This window comes from Rhodohalobacter sp., assembly GCF_034521535.1.
Lineage (GTDB): Bacteria > Bacteroidota > Rhodothermia > Balneolales > Balneolaceae > Rhodohalobacter.
The window spans coordinates 372546-390023 of record NZ_JAXHMF010000006.1; the positions used below are offsets into that span (position 1 = coordinate 372546).

Below are 17478 nucleotides of genomic sequence, written 5' to 3' on the forward strand. Positions count from 1 at the left end.
AAGGGTACTGAAGTACCCTGAGTAAGCTATTTTCAATTCAACGCCGTACACAGTTAAATTTCGCCGCAACAATCCAAACCTAAATTTGAGAAACACAGTAAATTTTATAAAACGAATAGCAATATTATTACCCCTTCTAATTTACTTTTTTGTGAATAATTCGGGCTTAAGCTTTTAATATTTCATCTATACTCCATGATTAAACCAGAATATAATCCGGAAAGTTTTTTTCACTGGACCGAATTACAAGTTCGATTCAGAGACCTCGACGCATTGAATCATGTTAATAACGCGGTATTCAATACCTATTTTGAAGAGGCGAGAGTACAGTTCATCGAAGAGATACCTGAATTTAAAAAATCCTTCCAGTCAGGTTTCAGTTTTGTGCTGGTTCATCTTGAGCTAGACTATATCAAACCGATTCTATTCAAGGATACCATTCTGATTGGCTCAGCTGTAGAAGAGTTCGGGAACAGCAGTATTCATGGTTTTCAGGCGATCTACTCCAAAAAGAGTCACGAATTGAAAGCCGTAGCCAAAACCACCGGTGTATGGTTTGATCTGAAGAAAAACAGACCTGCCCGTCTGCCTGAATTAACGAACCGGGATAATTACCTATTTAAAGGGTCAAACTGATGGACAAAAGCAAACAGTACAAAATATTCAGTGACCCTATTCATGGGTTCATTTCTGTACCAAAGGGCATTATTCTAAATCTGATTGATCATCCCTACGTGCAACGTCTTCGAAGAATTCGGCAGCTTGGACTTGGGTACTTAGTATTTCCGGCAGCTGAACATTCCCGGTTTTCTCATGCTATCGGTGCACTTGAGCTTGGGCAGCGTGTTTTAAAGAATTTACAGGAGAAAGACACCACCATCAGTGATCCTGAAATCAATGGAACACTTATTGCAATTCTCTTGCACGATATTGGACATGGCCCTCTCTCCCATACTTTGGAACACTCCCTTATCCGAGACTTTAATCATGAAATGATGAGTCTTAAAATCATGGAAAAACTCAATGAAGAGTTTGATGGCGCGTTAACAACGGCTATTGATATTTTTACAGATCAGTATCCTAAGAAATTTCTGCATCAGCTCATCTCATCCCAACTCGATATTGATCGTCTGGATTATCTGAAACGGGACAGCTTTTTCACAGGAGTATCGGAGGGGTCGGTAGGTATTAACCGGATACTGAAAACTATGCGGGTGTTGAACGGAAATGTTGTTATCGAAAAGAAAGGCATTTATGCTATCGAAAATTACATTCTTTCCCGTCGTTTAATGTATATGCAAGTTTATCTTCATAAAACTGTGCTGAGTGCAGACTCTTTGCTTAAAAAGATTTTTCGAAGGGTGAGTTTTCTGATTGATGAAGGAGAACAACTGGATATCCCCTCTGCCTCACTTCAATATTTTCTGGAGAAAAAACCATCGGCAAAAAAAGTAATTACCAACGAGGTGATGGAGCATTACCTCTCTCTGGATGACCACGATGTTATGATTTGTCTCAAAACCTGGGTCAATAGTTCAGACCCTATACTAGCAGATCTCACGTCCAGATTCCTCAATCGTTCACTGTTCAGAACTACTTTTATTCACAAAAAAGGAGTAAAAAATCTCAAAGAAAATATTTTAACCGAGACCAAGAAATATTTAAAAAAGACGGGCCTCCCCCATGATAACTTTTCCGCAGGATTTTATTATGACTTTGATAAGAGCTATTCAGAGGCCTACAAATATGAGAATGAGAGTATTTGGATTTTAGATGATGATCAAAAAGCCATTGAGTTTTCAAAAGCGGCTGACACGAAACATATCATTGCTTTAACTCAGCCGGTTGTTAAACCGTATGTGGTACATCCTAAAGAGATTAGTTTAGTTTTGCACTAACTGTATATAGGATATCCGTTAGATCCTTCTCTTTGAATGGTTTTCTAAGAAGTGCGTTAAAACCTTTGCTATGGAGTGTCTCTTTATTATTGTAAAATGAACTGGCTGTAACTGCCACAATTGGAAGATTTTCCAGAGAATAGCCATTTTTTCGTAATTTTTTAGCAGCTTCCAGTCCATCCATAACCGGCATACTAATATCCATCAAGATGAGATCCACGGTCTGATTCTCAAATTTATTCAAAGCTTCCTGTCCATTCACGGCTTCGCTCACCTCGTAACCCATTCTCTTAAGCATAATTTTTAATACCGTGCGATTGATCGGCACATCATCAACAATCATCACATGCTTGATCTCTTTCTTTTGCTGACTGCTATTTACATTGCCGGAATCCTGATCTGAAAGTAGATTCTGTATCTTGGTTCTTAGCTCGAACGATTGGGTATTTATAGTTTCTAAATATTCCCTATTCTCTTCGCTGATATCTTCCTGATTTTTCAAAATCTCAGAGTACCCGACAATTGCATTGAGCGGAGTATTTATCTCGTGCAACCAGTCTCTCTTCTCTTTCTTTCCTTTTCCGGTAAGTACATGATCTGAAATCTTAAAAAGGCTACCCAATAGTTGACCGTCATGAGTAGTTACAGGAGCTCTACGACAGGTTACTCTGTGATTGTTAAAGGTAAGCTCTGCATCCTTCTTTTGGGTTATTGAATTTGAATTTAAAACAAACGATTTCAAATTATCCGGAATATTGATATCAGAAAATGTTTGGTTGTCAACAGATTCTTCATCAAGATTGAACAGCTCCAGGAAGTGATCATTGGCAAATTTCAGAACATTATTCTGATCTAAAATGAAATCAGCCGTGTCTGAATATTTAGTAACAGCCTGCAGGAAATGATGCTGTTCATTAGTGGTTAAAGTAAACGAATCCATTTTCCTGTTTTTAATAAACAGGTATGCCACTAGTGAGAACACCATTAATAGGGTTATTAAATAGATCTGATTGGTCAAGCTGTAGAGCCAAATCTCATTTAATAGATAGAACTGATATGTATTGGTAATTGCTTCCATTATATAGTAATAGAAACTAATGCATATCTGTCTCTTAGTGCAGTTAGTTTTTTTTAACTATCGACAAACTACCTCAAGAAGGGCTTTTTTCGGTTAAACTTTTTTAAGCTTTACAAAATCGAACTCATTATGTTCCTCTCTCCAATACTCCTTCCAAGTTGAGCCAATCTGATCTCTGTACTCCGGAAAAAATGTATCTCCCTTAAACTCATCTTTTATTTCCGTTATGATGAGTTCATCGGCTCTGTCTATAGTCTGCCGGTAGATCTCTCCCCCTCCTATTATAAACACTTTCTCTCTGTCAACAAGATACTCCAGGGCGTTGTCAATGGATTTGAAACTCTTTACATGGTCATAAGACTTTGACTTGCTTAAAACGATATTTTCACGTCCGGGCAACGGCTTTTCATTTAATTCTTCAAAGACAATTCTGCCCATTACTATGGGGTGACCTAAGGTTTGTCTCTTGAAAAATTTTAAATCCTCACTGTAATGCCACGGAAGTTCACCATCATTGCCAATTACTAAATTGGGATCGTGAGCAGCGATCAATATCACCTTCATACAGCTACCGGGAATTTGATAGGTGGATCCGGGTCATATCCCTCGAGTTTAAAATCTTCAAACTCTAACTGGTCAATAGGTTTGTCAGCAATTTTGAGTGTCGGAAGTTTTTTGGGTTCTCTTTTAAGCTGCTCTTCCAATCCCTCGATGTGATTTTCGTAGATATGCGCATCAACAATTGTATGTGCAAATATCCCGGGTTTCAACCCAACTTCCTGCGCTATTGCAAGCGTTAATGCAGAGTAACAAGCTAGGTTAAACGGAATACCAAGAGCAATGTCGCCGGAACGTTGGGTTAAATGACAGTTCAATTTCCCATCACTCACATTAAATATATACATGATATGGCATGGCGGCAGACTCATCTCATCCAGTAAACCGGGATGCCAGGTCGAAACCACTATTCGCCTGCTATTAGGATTTGATTTCAACATATCGATAGCGCGCTGTACCTGGTCAAACTCATCATACGACCAATCCTTGTCTCTGCTCTCACCTTGCCTTGGATAAGAACTTCCATCTTTTGACTTAAGAGAAGGAAATCGTCTCCATAAAACCGGATAAATTGGTCCAACATATCCATCGTCATCAGCCCATGCATCCCAGATATGCACATCCTTTTCATCCCTCAGCCATTTGATATGATCATCCCCTCTCAGATACCACAACAGCTCATGAATAACCGACTTAAAATATACTTTTTTAGTTGTTAGGAGGGGAAATCCCTTTGCCAGATCAACCTTATAGAACTCAGCAAAATTAGCAAGAGTGTCTGTTCCGGTTCTGTTTTCTTTTCGAACACCGTGCTCTAATACACGGCTTACGAGATCTAAATAGACTTGCATAAATTTTTATCTGATTAAAGTACAACTCCTGTTAACAGTGCAACAGCAATGCTGAAGTAGATGAATATTCCGGTTACATCAACCAAGGTAGCTACAAACGGTGCTGAAGTTACAGCGGGGTCTAAACCGACCTTCGACATAATAAATGGCAACATGGATCCGCTTAAATTTCCAAATAGAACAACGCCGATCAAACTCATTCCAACGGTTAATGATTGCAGAAAGACAGCGAGACTAAACGGATCACCTCTTAAAACCATCCAGGTAGAAATAACTACCGTACCCATTATTCCAAGAACGGTTCCTAAAAGTAAACCGGACATTAGTTCTCTTTTAAGAACCAACATCCAATCGGTCAATTTTAAATCATCAGTAGAAATAGCCCGGATAATCAGGGTAGCCGCCTGTGAACCTGAGTTCCCGCCACTGGAAATAATCATAGGTATAAACAGGGCCAGAACTGCTGCTTTAGCCAGTGTGTCTTCAAAACCGGCCATGGCAGTTACAGTAAACATTTGTCCTAAAAAAAGTAAAATAAGCCAGCCAACACGCTTTCGGACCATCTCGGAAATCAGTGTCTGAGAATAGTTATTATCCAAAGCGCTCATACCGGCCATCAGCTGCATATCCTCGGTAGTCTCTTCTTCTGCAACATCAAGAACATCATCGACGGTAACAATTCCAACTAAAATCCCATCAGAATCAACCACCGGAAGAGCAACACGGTCATACTTACTCAGCATTTTAACCGCCTCTTCCTGATCATCAAATGCGCTGAGAGCTTCGAAAGAGTGATCCATAATATCTTCGATTTTCAAATCGGGATCAGCTATAATCAGCTGATTCAATCGAAGATCATCTATCAGCTTTTCCTGTTCATTTACAACATATATTACGTTGACCGTCTCAGCATTTCGGCCATATTTCCGAATGTGACTCAGGCTGCGGTCAATCGACCAGTCCCCTTTAATTTTCACATAATTAGTGGTCATCAAACGGCCAACACTCTCTTGGGGATATCCTAAAAGCCGACGTACCTGAGCAATATTCTCAGAATCCATCGAATTCAGAACTCTTTGGGTTAAGCCACCCGGAAGCTCCTCCATCAGAGCAACTCTTTCATCTGGCTCAAGATTGTTCATTACATCGCTAAGTTGCTGACGACTGAACACCTCTAACAGCTCTACACCCTTACCGGAACTCAGGTAAGTAAAGACATCAGCGGCTTTACTTTTTTTCAGCAGACGAAATATGACAACTGCAACCTCCGGTTCAAGATCCTCCAGAAGTTCCGCCACGTCCACAGCCGGAACATCTTCCAGAGATTCCTTAATTGTGATCCACTCTTTTTTACGGATCAGCTCATCAAATTCGGGTTTTAGCAGTTGTGCAATCATTTCTTTAACTAAAAAATATCAGTGACTTCTGATTGAAAGGTTTTCAAAGATAATTCAATCAATAAGCAGAAGCTAACTGTTAAAATATTTATTTTTTGACGTCCAATTTCTCAATGGCTTTTTTAGCAGCGGCCTGTTCTGCTTTCTTTTTACTTTTCCCTGAACCAGAACCAAGTTGTTCTCCTTCAAAATAGACCGCCACCAGAAATGTTTTATCATGCCCCGGCCCTTCTTCAGATATCACTTTATAGACGGGAAGTGACGCACTTTCAGACTGAAAATGCTCCATTAAAACACTTTTATAGTTGTCTATCTTATTTTCCAATATCTCAAAATCGAGGAAACGATTTACATTACTGAGTACAAAACTAAATGTAAAAGAATAGCCTTTGGAGATGTAAATAGCTGCAACTACCGATTCATAAACATCAGCAAGGATACTTTTTGAAAACTCAATTCCCTGTCCGGATGATCGTTCTCCCACTTCCAGAACTTTATGAAACTCTAAATTTTCGGCAATTGCCGCCAGGGTGTCCCCTTTTACAATTTTTGAACGAAGTTTAGTGAGGAACCCTTCGTTTTCTGTTGGATATTTTTCGAAAAGAATTTCCGTAACTATGAGGTCAAGAACAGCATCACCTAAAAACTCAAGGCGCTCGTACGTTTCGTGCGATTCATAAAGTTCACTGTCAACAATAGACCGATGACGAAAGGCTTGCGTGAAAACAGGTCGATCTTTGGGCGGAATAGGAAAACCAAGGGAATTTTCAAGAGTTTTTAGTCGAGCTAAAGGCTCAGGTTGATTCGAAGCAGAACCCCTTCTAAACCATTCCTTAAGCCGATCTATCATAGAGTTTACTCTTCAAATTTCTTGAAAACCAGCGTTGTATTGTGGCCGCCAAAACCAAATGCATTGTTCATTGCATAATTTATATCCCTGACTTCAGCTTCGTTGGCAGTGTAATTTAAATCACACTCCGGATCAGGTGTTTCCAAATTAATCGTTGGAGGAACCGTTCCATGATAGATAGCCAATAGTGTAGCCAACGATTCTGCAGCTCCTGCAGCTCCCAGCATGTGCCCGGTCATGGATTTAGTGGAGTTTAAATTTATTTTATATGCGTGATCCCCAAATACTCGCTTGATTGAGTTGGTTTCGGCAATATCACCAAGTTGAGTGGAAGTTCCGTGCATATTGATGTGATCAATATCATCCGTATTAATTCCTGCCATCTTCAACGCATTGGTTAATGCCAGATAAACTCCATTTCCTTCAGGATCAGGAGCGGTTATATGGTAAGCATCTGCAGAAAAACCGTATCCGACAATTTCTCCATAAATTCTGGCACCTCTTTCAAGTGCTGAATCCAAAGATTCGAGAAACATCATCGATGCACCTTCCGATAACACAAAACCGTCTCTGTTTTTATCAAAGGGCCTTGATGCTTTCTCAGGTTCATCATTACGGGTAGAGAGCGCCTTCATGGATGAAAAACCGGCAACTCCAATTTCCCATACCGGGGCTTCAGTACCACCGCAGAGGGCCATGTCTGCATGACCATACTTGATCTGATCGTAAGCCAGGCCAATGTTATGAGATCCGGTTGCACAAGCCGAAACAGCACAGAAGTTTGCACCTCTGAATCCATATTTAATGGAAATTTGTCCGGCTGGCATATCCGGGATCAACATCGGAATAAAGAAAGGTGATACACCTCTTGGACCGTGTTTATCGTGAGATAAAGACTGATCGTAAAAGGTTTTCATTCCACCAATACCGGTACCGATCAAAACAGCAACACGATCTTTATCAATTTTTTCAAGATCTATTTTACTGTCGTTGATGGTTTCATCAGCAGCAATCATCCCATATTGTGTGACCGGGTCTAACCTTCTGGCTTCTTTTCTATCGAAGTGGTTGATAGAATCGTAGTCTTCAATTTGACCGGCAAACTTTGTGGAATAATTGGTTGTGTCGAAGTGGGTTATTGGGCGTACACCGCTTTTACCGGATACAAGACCGTTCCAGAAATCCGGAGCGGTCTTACCCAGTGGTGTAAACGCGCCTATGCCCGAGATAACGACTCTGCGTTCAGTCATTGGCGGTTAGTTAGTTTGTAAGTTTAGTAAAACTAAGACTTTTCTTGAATATACTTAACAGCATCCCCAACAGTGGCGATGTTTTCAGCATCTTCATCAGGTATACTAAGATCAAATTCTTTTTCGAATTCCATGATCAGTTCAACGGTATCCAGTGAATCAGCACCAAGGTCGTTGGTGAAGTTAGCTTCCGCTACAACTTCTGATTCATCTACACCAAGTTTATCAACTATAATGGATTTTACTTTTGCTTCAACATCTTGTGACATATGAGTCCTATCGATTTGAATTATTGGTTTATAAGTGTGTGTTAAGTTTTTTTGACATGCAGAAAATACAACATATCAGTGTAAAAAAACATGAGTCATAAAAGACTCTGCTAATTTATAAAAAATTACATTGCCATACCGCCATCCACCCGCAGAACTTCTCCTGTGATGTATGAACTTAGGTCTGAGGCTAAAAATGCAACAACGTTTGAAACTTCATCGGGGTTACCTGCGCGTCCCAGCGGTGTTTCTTGTTTTATAGATTCTAAAACTTTTTCATCAAGCTTTTCCGTCATTTCGGTCATAATATATCCCGGAGCAACGACATTGGCTCTGATGTTTCGGCTGGCTAACTCCTTCGCATAAGACTTTGTGAATCCAATTAAACCGGCTTTTGATGCGGAATAATTACTTTGGCCGGCATTTCCGGATATTCCAACAACGGATCCAATATTGATGATAGATCCACCCCGTGCTCTCATCATAGGTTTAGCAGCGGCTTTACTGTAATTAAATACACTCTTTAAGTTGGTGTCAATAACGGCATCCCACTGTTCCTCATTCATACGCAAAATAAGGTTATCTTTTGTGATACCTGCGTTATTTACCAATACATCCAGGGAGCCCCACTCTTCAACAACTTTTGTAATGACTTCTTCAGCTTTTTCAAAACTTGCCGCATCTGCTTGAAGGGCCAACCCTTTTGAACCGGATTTCTCAATTTCATCTACAACTTCATTGGCTGCGTCTGCAGATCTGGAATAGGTTATAGCAACGTTCGCTCCCAATTTTGATAGAGTAAGGGCAATTGCTTTACCAATTCCACGGCTGCCGCCGGTTACAATACAGTTTTTACCTTTTAAGTCCATTATTCGTAGCCTTCAATGTTTACATTTTCCAACGTTCGCTTCACAAGCCCTTGCAATACCTTGCCGGGTCCAATCTCTGTAAATTCAGTAGCACCGTCAGCTTCCATATTTTTGAGCGTATCCGTCCATTTAACCGGGTGTGTTAACTGAAATATCACATTCTCTTTAATAATATCCGGTTCTGTAGTACCTACTCCGGTTACATTGCTGTAAACGGGAATCTTTGCTGCAGAAAAATCAATTTCAACTACCCTTCTTTTAAAAGATTTGTAAGCCGGTTCCATCAGAGGCGAATGAAATGCTCCGCTGACCGGTAGTAGTTTTGCCAGTCTGCATCCTTGCTTTTTGGCCATTTCAACAGCTTCCTTAACGGCTTCTACATCACCGGAAATTACCAACTGACCGGGAGAATTATAATTAGCTGCAACTACAGGCTTACCTACTTTGCTCGAAGCATCATCACAAATTTGATCTACAACATCATCATCCATCCCAATGATTGCTGCCATTGTACCGGGTTGTTGATGCCCTGCTTCCTGCATCAATTTTCCACGCAGACTTACAAGGTTCAAAGCGGTCTCGAATGATAGAACATCTGCCGCTACCAAAGCAGTGAACTCACCCAGGCTGTGACCTGCTACCATATCGGGTTTAATATTTAATTTTTCAAACAGAGCTATTGAATGTGTAAATATAGCCGGTTGGGTAAACTTGGTTTGGGTCAGCTTATCCTGAGGCCCTTCAAACATAATCTTTGAAAGATCATATCCAACAATTTCGTTAGCCTGATCTATTCTCTTTTTAAACTCGGCGCCTGAATCGTAATGATCCTTCGCCATCCCAACTTTTTGTGAACCTTGTCCCGGAAAAAGTATTGCTTTCATTATTTGCTCCATTTTAAATAGATAGCGCCCCACGTCAATCCACCGCCAAAAGCCGATAGTATAATGTTGTCGCCTTTATTTAATTTATCTTTCCAGTCGTATAGACAAAGAGGTATGGTTGCTGCGGTAGTATTTCCATACTTATTAATATTAACCATCACCTTGTCTTCGCTGAGCCCCATTCTTCTGGCCGTAGCATTTATTATACGCAAATTTGCCTGATGAGGCACTAGCCAGGCGACGTCGTCTGCCGACAGATTATTTTTCTTCATTATTTCCAGCGAGACATCCGCCATTCCTTCCGTCGCTTTTTTGAATACGGAACGGCCATCCTGTCTTATATAATGCAATTTATTCTTAACTGTTTCTTCAGTTGCAGGATTTAAACTACCGCCGGCAGGCTGATATAGCATGCAGTTTTCATCTCCGTCTGTGTACTGTATAAAATCTACAATCCCTTCATCCTGATCTGTCTCTTCCAGTACAACTGCGCCTGCACCATCACCAAAAAGTATACATGTGGTTCTGTCAGTAAAATCCATGATGGAGCTCATTTTATCAGCTCCGATAACCAATGCTTTTTTAATGCGTCCGGATTCAATCATTGAACCGGCTGTTGAGAGTGCAAACAGAAAGCCTGAACAAGCAGCTGAAAGGTCAAAACCGTAGGCGTTCGTTGCCCCAATTCTCTTCTGAACCAAACCTGCAGTTGCCGGGAACAGATAATCGGGTGTAACAGTGGCTACAATTATTAAATCAATCTCTTCTGCTTTAGTGCCGGCATCTTTTAAAGCCTCTTCTGCGGCATTCGTTGCCATAAACGAAGTTGCTTTATCGGGATCTTTTAAAATTCTGCGTTCAGCAATTCCTGTCCTGGATCTGATCCATTCATCATTGGTATCTACGTGCTTTTCCAGTTCTTCGTTTGTCATCACATAGTCCGGGAGATATTTTCCCACACCGGTGATTTTTGATCGCTTTAAAGCCATTAAATTTTATGTAAGATTAGTTTAGAGAAGCTACGATTTTATCATTTAGCTTATGACTAACGCATTGAGCGGCGTTTAAAATCATATTTTTGATTGCCATGGGTGAACTTCCGCCATGACCAACCAAACTTGTTCCATTAACGCCCAAAAAGGGTACACCACCAACATGTTCATAGTTGAAAGTATTAAGACCTTTCGTGAGTATTGAATAGAGCTGTTTTTGAACAGCGGGAGTAACCTTTTCTTCTTCCATTGTCTGAGATAGAAGCAATTTTAATACACCGGGGATAGATTCACCAAATTTCAGAACAACATTACCCGTAAATCCATCGGTAAGGTAGATATCCGTGACACCGTATAAGATATCTTTGCCTTCAATATTGCCTTTAAATCCATCCAGTTCACTTAAAAGCTTATAAACTTCTTTGTGGCAATCTGTACCTTTTTCAGGTTCTTCTCCAATATTGAGAAGACCTATAGTGGGATTGGATTTTTTCAGAATTTCTGTAGAAAAAATGGATCCCATTTTTGCAAATTGAAGATACATTTCCGGTTTGAGCTCCAGATTTGCACCTGCATCTATAAGCAAACTAATGCCCTTCAGAGTTGGATAAGTTGCGGAGATTGTTGGCCTCATCACACCTTCAAGTTTCCCCAAAATAAAGGTTGAGGCTGCGAGCAGTGCACCTGTATTTCCTGCGCTCACAAAAGCATCGCATTCGCCTTGTTTGTGGGCAGAAATACCAAGTGTAATAGAAGAGTTTTTCTTGCTTTTAACAGCTGATGATGGGGATTCGTCCATCCCAATTACTTCAGGAGCGTGATGGATATGAAGACGATTTTTATCGTATTCTAGCCCAAGAAGTTCTTTTTGTACTAAATCTTCCGGCCCTAACAGTAATATCTGAATTGAATCATCAACTTTAAGAGCATCAACAGCACCAAGTACAGGATTTTTTGGATAATGATCTCCGCCTGCAGCATCAACAGCTATCAGCATTTTTCACTTATTTAATTATTTGGAAACATTCAGTACCTGACGGCCACGGTAGTAACCGCACTCCATACAAACATGGTGATACCGATGCATAGCTCCGCAGTTTGAACACTCAGCCAATGGAATATCAGCCACCTTGTGGTGTGATCTTCTTTTATCTCTGCGGGTTTTGGATGTCTTTCTTTTAGGATGCGCCATTTTTACAGTTTATTGATTTACTTTAGTTTTTTCAGTTCTTCCCACCTGGGATCAATCAGTTCCTCTTCATCTGGTTGAGGACCAAACGATTGAGTTTCAAATTTTTTTGGTTTTCCATCTGAATCTAACAAGTCAGGATGAATTTTACGAATCGGAAGATTCAATAAAATAGTATCCCTAACCTCTTTGTCTACACTAACTACCAGATCATCTGTCGGTATTTGTTTTATTGCACCTTCTCCGGTTTCACTTTCTTCAACAGGATTAGGTTCAAACAAAATATGGTATGAGCCCTCCGTATTGTAAACAAACGGTTTTAATGTTCGGTCACAGATCAAATTAAGATCCGCATTCACATTAAACTTCACCTGAATAAAGTGATCTGTCTTATAAAAATTTATATCAACAGTTGCTTTTTTCAGTGAAACTTCATCATTAAAATCAAGTTCAGCATCCCCAAGAGCAATACTTCTATTGCTTTCACCATCAGGTATTTCCTGTAGCCGAAATGTTAGTTTTGACGTATTCACGATAGCTTACAAAAATAAAAAGATATCTTTTGGAAAGCAATTTAATTAAACAATCCGTAGAGTCGTTGTTCCACCAGGGTAATTACTTTTCCGAGGTCCTCGCTATTATTTACAAAATCGAGATCGTCGGTATTGATAATTAGCTTTTGGTGTTCGTAACGTTCAATCCAGTTTTCGTACAAACCGTTTAACCTTTCCAGATATTCGATTCGTATGGTATTCTCGTAGTTTCTTCCCCTCTGTTGTATTTGCCGTACAAGAGTGGGGACCTCTGCTCTAAGATAGATCAGCAGATCCGGTGGCCTCAGGTAGTTAACCATTTCGTGAAACAGGGCTTTATAATTCTTATAGTCCCTATCGGTCATCAACCCCATATCAAACAGATTTTTGGCAAATATTTCAACATCTTCATAGATAGTCCGGTCCTGGATCAAATTTAGCTCGGACTCCTGGATCTCTTTTTGATGACGAAATCTGCTGGATAGAAAGTAAATCTGCAGATTAAAACTCCACCGCCTCATATCATCATAAAAATCAGACAGGTATGGATTATCATCTACAGATTCGTAATACGGCTTCCAGTTAAAGTTCTTTCCCAGAAGCTTGGTGAGGGATGATTTACCCGCGCCAATATTACCTGCAATAGCTACGTACTTATTTTGGCTATTATTTTTATCCATTCTTACTTTAGTTTTTGCCTAACAAACGATACATCGCCTGTTTGTAATTCTCTACTCCTGGTTGATTAAATGGATTTACATTCAGCATATAAACATAAACAGCAGTCATTAACTCATAAAAATAGATCAGTTGACCCAATTGTTGAGCATTCAGCTTTTCAATTAAGATTTTCACAACCGGCACGCCACCCTCTCTATGAGCCTGAACAGTTCCCTCTTGTGCACTTTTATTTATATCGTGGAAAAGCTTGCCATCTAAATATCCAAGCTGATCGGTATCTGAATTCACTTTTGGCACGCTGAATTTTGAAATTGGGGATTCCACCACAAAAAGTGTTTCCATCATATTTCGCTGTCCCTCCTGAATCATTTGCCCAATGCTGTGCAGGTCCGTTGAATATCCGGCAACTGCGGGAAATAAACCCATCCCCTCTTTACCTTCACTTTCGCCAAGAAGTTGCTGCGTCCAGTACGCAAAGCCCATCAACTCAGGCTCAAAGGATCCGATCACATCCAGTGCTACACCTTTTTTATGCATTAAGTATCGGAAAGCAGAGTAATTCAATACCGTTTCAGTATCCTTTTCCAGCTGCTCATACTCGGAGACGGCTCCATAATAAAGTGTCTGAATATCAATACCGGCTACGGATACGGGAAGTAAACCTACCGGAGTCAGTACAGAGTATCTTCCGCCAATATCTTCCGGAATGATATATTTTGAGTAGCCCTCCTCTTCAATAATCTTATTTAGAACACCACCTGTTTTCCCGGTTGTGGCAATTATTCTGTTTTTAACATCGTCGTAAAACTCATGCATCCATTTTCTGATAGTCCGAAATGCCAGTGCTGTTTCAAGTGTTGAACCTGACTTCGATATCACATTCAAATAAACACTTTTGGGCTCACCGTCACTTTTCGGCTTCTTTAAATACTTCATCAACTGCTCCAGGTACCGACCGCTCATTTGGTGGCCTGCAAACAGAATTTCAGGTCCACCTGAATTGAATGGAAGGTTAAGCGCTTCAATAATGGCTTTCGCCCCTGTAAATGAACCACCGATTCCGCATACAATAAAGACATCTGCATCTTCGCGGATTTTTGCTGCATGCTGAGCTATTCTGTCCAGTTCAGCATCATTTGGCTCAGCCAGAATACGACGCCAGCCAAGCCAGTCGCTTCCTGGGCCTGTTCCATTAACTACTTTTTGGAATGCACTTTTTGCAAGATCGATCGCTTCATCAAATTCACTCTCATCTACAAATTCCAGTGCTTTATCTAAATCAACGTTAATCATTCCTACCTCAACATTTTGGCTAATTCAACAAGATCAAAATTGATATCCTTTTTCTTGCCAAACGTCATTTTGAGCGGTGTCAGTTTTATTTTGTTATTTACAACACCAACCATAACCTGACTGTGCCCTTCGTTTAAAACAGTAACAGCCGCCGAGCCAAGTCGGCTTGCCAAAACCCTGTCCCTTGCAGTCGGGTTACCGCCTCTCTGTACGTGGCCAAGAATGCAAACTCTCATTTCGTATTTACCGAAATCGGGTTTCAACTCTTCAGATAACTTGAGTGCTCCGCCCGTTTCATCACCCTCGGCAATTACTACTAAGCTACTTCTCTTATGTTCACTTAAAACATCATTCAACGAAGTTTTGATGTCATCTAAGTCAGTAAGAGATTCCGGTAATAAAATAAGTTCTGCACCACCGGCTATACCTGTTTCAAGGGCAATAAATCCGGCATCTCTTCCCATAACTTCAACAAGAAAGAGACGATCGTGGGCATCTGCAGTATCACGAATTTTGTCGATTGCTTCCATGGCCGTATTAAGCGCCGTGTCGTAACCGATCGTTTCGTCTGAGCCAACCAAATCGTTATCAATGGTAGCAGGCACGCCGATTACATTGATATCATGCTCTTTTCCCAACAAGGCGGCTCCCTGAAATGTACCGTCACCACCTATTGTGATAAGAGCTTCAATATTATGTTTTGCCAGTATCTTTGCTGCCTTTTCTCTGCCTTCCGGAGCGCGAAATTCATCACATCTTGCGGATTTCAGTACCGTTCCACCTCTCTGAATTATATTGGACACATCATTAGAGATTACTTCAAAAATATCACCGGAAATTAATCCCTTATATCCATGCCTTACTGCAACTACTTGTATATCAAGTGAATGCGCAGTTCGAACGATTGCTCTGAATGCCGCATTCATACCTGGGGAATCTCCCCCACTTGTGAGAACACCTATTTTTTTCAAAATTCAAAAATTTAGATTCATTGTAAATTTGAATAAGTTGTAAAACTAAACAGCCCTTCATCCTTGCGCAAATATTTAATCAGTTTATTCTTACTTTTCAGCCAAATAAAAAAAGATAATACAATAGATGGCCCAAGTGGCAGCACAACAACTAAAAGATAAAGCGAACAATCAGCACTCCCTGAAAGAGATTACTTCTCCAATTCAGGAGAATCTCACCACATTCAGAACCTTTTTTAAAGATGAGCTGAGAAGTGATGTATTTGTTTTAGATCAAATCATACAGTACCTCCTACGTCAAAAGGGAAAAGAAATTCGGCCGACACTCGTTTTTATGACTGCCAGAATGTTTGGCAATGTGGACAAGCGCAGTTTTGTGGCGGCTACCATGATAGAGTTACTTCACACAGCTACACTCATTCACGATGATGTAGTGGATGAGTCTGACCTGCGAAGAGATTTCTTAAGCATTAACAAGCTCTGGAAAAATAAAGCCGGTGTACTGCTTGGTGATTTTCTGCTCTCAAAAGGACTATTGGTAGCCCTTGACTACAAAGAGTACGAATTACTGCATGTTCTTTCCGACGCTGTTCGAAAAATGAGTGAAGGTGAACTGAGACAGCTTAAAACGTCGAAGCTTTTCAACATGACGGAAGAGCGTTACTATCAGATTATATCAGAAAAAACTGCCAGTCTCATTTCCGCCTGTTGCGAATGCGGGGCAATTGCCGCTACAGACGATAAAGAGATCATCAGCAGTATGAAAGAGATCGGGATGAATATTGGAATAGCCTTTCAAATTAAAGACGACCTGTTTGATTATGGAATTGACGACGTGGGTAAACCGACCCGTAACGATATTCAGGAGAGAAAGGTCACATTGCCATTAATCAAGGCTCTTGAAAAAGCACCTGCATTGGAGCAGTTGAAAATCAGGCGCCTGATGAAAAAGCGTAAGAAAAAATCGGCCAATGTAAATGAAATAGTAAACTTTGTTCATAAATACGATGGACTAAAAGCAGCCGAAGAAACAATGCAGGATTACGCTTCCAAAGCTCTTACTTCATTAAACAAACTTCCGGTAAAAGAAGGTTTAGAGGATTTTGAAGATTTAATTCGCTTTATCATCAACAGAAAAAAATAGTTTGTAATGAAACACCTTTTTCTGTCTGATGTTCATCTCGGTGCATTTTCAGATCAACAAAATGACCGGCTCGAAAGTGAACTGATTGATTTGGTACGATTCTCCATCAAGGAGAAAATTCAGCTGCACATACTTGGTGATCTGTTTGACTATTGGATGGAATTTGGCACTGAGGTCCCAAAAATTGGGCGGCGCTTGCTTCATCACCTCTCTGATTACAATCACTCATTCAGCCCGGCTACATATATTACCGGCAACCACGATAATTGGACACAGGGATATTTTAAAAAGTTAGGGTTTGATGTTCTTACAGATTACAAATCCATCGATATAGATTCCCTGAAAGTTTTTTTACACCACGGTGACGGATTAAGCGATTCAAAACTTGGCCTCAAAAGACCTTTCTATCATCGCGTTCTTCGGCACCCTTTTTTTACCCGAACATACCAATCAATCTATGGAGCGGAGTCCGGGATCGATTTAATGAAGCATTTTTCCAATTACAGCAGAAATAACCCCGATCAAGATCCTGAAAGATTAAACAAATGGTCTCAGCAATTTTTAAAAGAATCAGATTATGATTACGTAATTTGTGGACACGATCATTTACCAAGAGTGGAAACATTCTCTTTTGGTACATATATAAATCTAGGTACCTTTTTCGAGGAAAAAACCGTTGCATTGTATACCAACAAACGAATAGAACTCGTTAGATGGAATGCAGACGAAAGGCGACTTGATAATATAAACTCTTTACACACAGAAATTTAA

The 17478-nt window shown here is 40.3% G+C and carries 20 protein-coding genes; 4 read left to right on the forward strand and 16 right to left on the reverse strand.

Annotation, left to right across the window (positions count from 1 at the left end; genetic code table 11):
- Nucleotides 1-195 precede the first annotated feature (195 nt).
- Nucleotides 196-636, forward strand: coding sequence for a thioesterase family protein (locus U5K35_RS14035; RefSeq protein ID WP_322572122.1), 441 nt, complete (start codon nt 196-198; stop codon nt 634-636).
- Nucleotides 636-1898 carry an HD domain-containing protein gene (locus tag U5K35_RS14040; protein WP_322572123.1) on the forward strand — a complete coding sequence of 421 codons (1263 nt, stop codon included), beginning with the start codon at nt 636-638 and terminating at the stop codon, nt 1896-1898. Before U5K35_RS14035 ends, U5K35_RS14040 begins: the two co-directional genes overlap by 1 nt.
- Here U5K35_RS14040 and U5K35_RS14045 read toward each other — a convergent pair.
- From U5K35_RS14045 to pfkA, 16 genes are all read right to left on the reverse strand, one after another.
- Nucleotides 1879-2838: a response regulator gene (locus U5K35_RS14045; protein ID WP_322572124.1), complete on the reverse strand. Its 960-nt coding sequence runs from the start codon at nt 2836-2838 to the stop codon at nt 1879-1881. The genes U5K35_RS14040 and U5K35_RS14045 overlap by 20 nt on opposite strands.
- 231 nt (nt 2839-3069) lie before the next feature.
- Nucleotides 3070-3540, reverse strand: a complete 471-nt coding sequence (locus tag U5K35_RS14050) for a dihydrofolate reductase (RefSeq protein ID WP_322572125.1) — start codon at nt 3538-3540, stop codon at nt 3070-3072.
- On the reverse strand, nt 3537-4385 hold the full coding sequence (locus U5K35_RS14055; protein ID WP_322572126.1) for a thymidylate synthase: 849 nt from the start codon (nt 4383-4385) through the stop codon (nt 3537-3539). The genes U5K35_RS14050 and U5K35_RS14055 overlap by 4 nt, the downstream gene beginning before the upstream one ends.
- Before the next feature lie 14 nt (nt 4386-4399).
- Nucleotides 4400-5782 (reverse strand): magnesium transporter, encoded by a 1383-nt coding sequence (gene mgtE / locus U5K35_RS14060; protein WP_322572127.1) that lies wholly within the window; start codon nt 5780-5782, stop codon nt 4400-4402.
- 88 nt (nt 5783-5870) lie between these two features.
- On the reverse strand, nt 5871-6632 hold the full coding sequence (gene rnc, locus U5K35_RS14065; RefSeq protein WP_322572128.1) for a ribonuclease III: 762 nt from the start codon (nt 6630-6632) through the stop codon (nt 5871-5873).
- Between the two features lie 5 nt (nt 6633-6637).
- Complete coding sequence (gene fabF / locus U5K35_RS14070) at nt 6638-7882, reverse strand: beta-ketoacyl-ACP synthase II (protein ID WP_322572129.1); 1245 nt, start codon at nt 7880-7882, stop codon at nt 6638-6640.
- A gap of 32 nt (nt 7883-7914) precedes the next feature.
- The gene (locus U5K35_RS14075) at nt 7915-8151 is read right to left on the reverse strand and encodes an acyl carrier protein (protein WP_069130991.1); all 237 of its coding nucleotides are present in this window, start codon (nt 8149-8151) and stop codon (nt 7915-7917) included.
- 125 nt (nt 8152-8276) lie between these two features.
- Complete coding sequence (fabG, locus tag U5K35_RS14080; RefSeq protein ID WP_322572130.1) at nt 8277-9020, reverse strand: 3-oxoacyl-[acyl-carrier-protein] reductase; 744 nt, start codon at nt 9018-9020, stop codon at nt 8277-8279.
- Nucleotides 9020-9907, reverse strand: coding sequence for an ACP S-malonyltransferase (gene fabD / locus U5K35_RS14085; RefSeq protein ID WP_416221653.1), 888 nt, complete (start codon nt 9905-9907; stop codon nt 9020-9022). The genes fabG and fabD overlap by 1 nt, the downstream gene beginning before the upstream one ends.
- A complete protein-coding gene (locus U5K35_RS14090; RefSeq protein ID WP_322572132.1) occupies nt 9904-10893 on the reverse strand; it encodes a beta-ketoacyl-ACP synthase III in 990 nt (329 codons plus the stop codon). Before U5K35_RS14090 ends, fabD begins: the two co-directional genes overlap by 4 nt.
- Nucleotides 10894-10909: 16 nt before the next feature.
- A complete protein-coding gene (plsX, locus tag U5K35_RS14095) occupies nt 10910-11893 on the reverse strand; it encodes a phosphate acyltransferase PlsX (RefSeq protein WP_322572133.1) in 984 nt (327 codons plus the stop codon).
- Nucleotides 11894-11908: 15 nt separating this feature from the next.
- On the reverse strand, nt 11909-12088 hold the full coding sequence (rpmF, locus tag U5K35_RS14100; protein WP_322572134.1) for a 50S ribosomal protein L32: 180 nt from the start codon (nt 12086-12088) through the stop codon (nt 11909-11911).
- A gap of 17 nt (nt 12089-12105) precedes the next feature.
- Entirely contained in the window at nt 12106-12618 is a 513-nt protein-coding gene (locus U5K35_RS14105) for a DUF177 domain-containing protein (protein WP_322572135.1), read from the reverse strand.
- Between the two features lie 41 nt (nt 12619-12659).
- Nucleotides 12660-13298: a deoxynucleoside kinase gene (locus U5K35_RS14110; RefSeq protein ID WP_322572136.1), complete on the reverse strand. Its 639-nt coding sequence runs from the start codon at nt 13296-13298 to the stop codon at nt 12660-12662.
- 7 nt (nt 13299-13305) lie between these two features.
- Complete coding sequence (locus U5K35_RS14115) at nt 13306-14592, reverse strand: glucose-6-phosphate isomerase (RefSeq protein WP_322572137.1); 1287 nt, start codon at nt 14590-14592, stop codon at nt 13306-13308.
- A gap of 2 nt (nt 14593-14594) precedes the next feature.
- Nucleotides 14595-15563 carry a 6-phosphofructokinase gene (gene pfkA, locus U5K35_RS14120; RefSeq protein ID WP_322572138.1) on the reverse strand — a complete coding sequence of 323 codons (969 nt, stop codon included), beginning with the start codon at nt 15561-15563 and terminating at the stop codon, nt 14595-14597.
- 127 nt (nt 15564-15690) lie between these two features.
- On the opposite strand from pfkA, the gene U5K35_RS14125 reads away from it, so the two are divergent.
- Both U5K35_RS14125 and U5K35_RS14130 read left to right on the forward strand, forming a co-directional pair.
- Nucleotides 15691-16707, forward strand: coding sequence for a polyprenyl synthetase family protein (locus tag U5K35_RS14125; RefSeq protein WP_322572139.1), 1017 nt, complete (start codon nt 15691-15693; stop codon nt 16705-16707).
- A 6-nt stretch (nt 16708-16713) separates the two neighbouring features.
- A complete protein-coding gene (locus U5K35_RS14130; RefSeq protein ID WP_322572140.1) occupies nt 16714-17478 on the forward strand; it encodes a UDP-2,3-diacylglucosamine diphosphatase in 765 nt (254 codons plus the stop codon).

Excerpts from the sequence above, each read along its gene's own strand:
- U5K35_RS14125 (WP_322572139.1), top strand. The coding sequence starts at position 15,691 with ATGGCCCAAGTGGCAGCACAACAACTAAAAGATAAAGCGAACAATCAG.
- U5K35_RS14045 (WP_322572124.1), bottom strand. The coding sequence starts at position 2,838 with ATGGATTCGTTTACTTTAACCACTAATGAACAGCATCATTTCCTGCAG.
- U5K35_RS14075 (WP_069130991.1), bottom strand. The coding sequence starts at position 8,151 with ATGTCACAAGATGTTGAAGCAAAAGTAAAATCCATTATAGTTGATAAA.
- mgtE (WP_322572127.1), bottom strand. The coding sequence starts at position 5,782 with ATGATTGCACAACTGCTAAAACCCGAATTTGATGAGCTGATCCGTAAA.
- U5K35_RS14130 (WP_322572140.1), top strand. The coding sequence starts at position 16,714 with ATGAAACACCTTTTTCTGTCTGATGTTCATCTCGGTGCATTTTCAGAT.
- U5K35_RS14050 (WP_322572125.1), bottom strand. The coding sequence starts at position 3,540 with ATGAAGGTGATATTGATCGCTGCTCACGATCCCAATTTAGTAATTGGC.
- rpmF (WP_322572134.1), bottom strand. The coding sequence starts at position 12,088 with ATGGCGCATCCTAAAAGAAAGACATCCAAAACCCGCAGAGATAAAAGA.
- U5K35_RS14040 (WP_322572123.1), top strand. The coding sequence starts at position 636 with ATGGACAAAAGCAAACAGTACAAAATATTCAGTGACCCTATTCATGGG.
- U5K35_RS14035 (WP_322572122.1), top strand. The coding sequence starts at position 196 with ATGATTAAACCAGAATATAATCCGGAAAGTTTTTTTCACTGGACCGAA.
- fabG (WP_322572130.1), bottom strand. The coding sequence starts at position 9,020 with ATGGACTTAAAAGGTAAAAACTGTATTGTAACCGGCGGCAGCCGTGGA.
- fabF (WP_322572129.1), bottom strand. The coding sequence starts at position 7,882 with ATGACTGAACGCAGAGTCGTTATCTCGGGCATAGGCGCGTTTACACCA.
- U5K35_RS14090 (WP_322572132.1), bottom strand. The coding sequence starts at position 10,893 with ATGGCTTTAAAGCGATCAAAAATCACCGGTGTGGGAAAATATCTCCCG.
- plsX (WP_322572133.1), bottom strand. The coding sequence starts at position 11,893 with ATGCTGATAGCTGTTGATGCTGCAGGCGGAGATCATTATCCAAAAAAT.
- U5K35_RS14055 (WP_322572126.1), bottom strand. The coding sequence starts at position 4,385 with ATGCAAGTCTATTTAGATCTCGTAAGCCGTGTATTAGAGCACGGTGTT.
- U5K35_RS14115 (WP_322572137.1), bottom strand. The coding sequence starts at position 14,592 with ATGATTAACGTTGATTTAGATAAAGCACTGGAATTTGTAGATGAGAGT.
- U5K35_RS14110 (WP_322572136.1), bottom strand. The coding sequence starts at position 13,298 with ATGGATAAAAATAATAGCCAAAATAAGTACGTAGCTATTGCAGGTAAT.
- rnc (WP_322572128.1), bottom strand. The coding sequence starts at position 6,632 with ATGATAGATCGGCTTAAGGAATGGTTTAGAAGGGGTTCTGCTTCGAAT.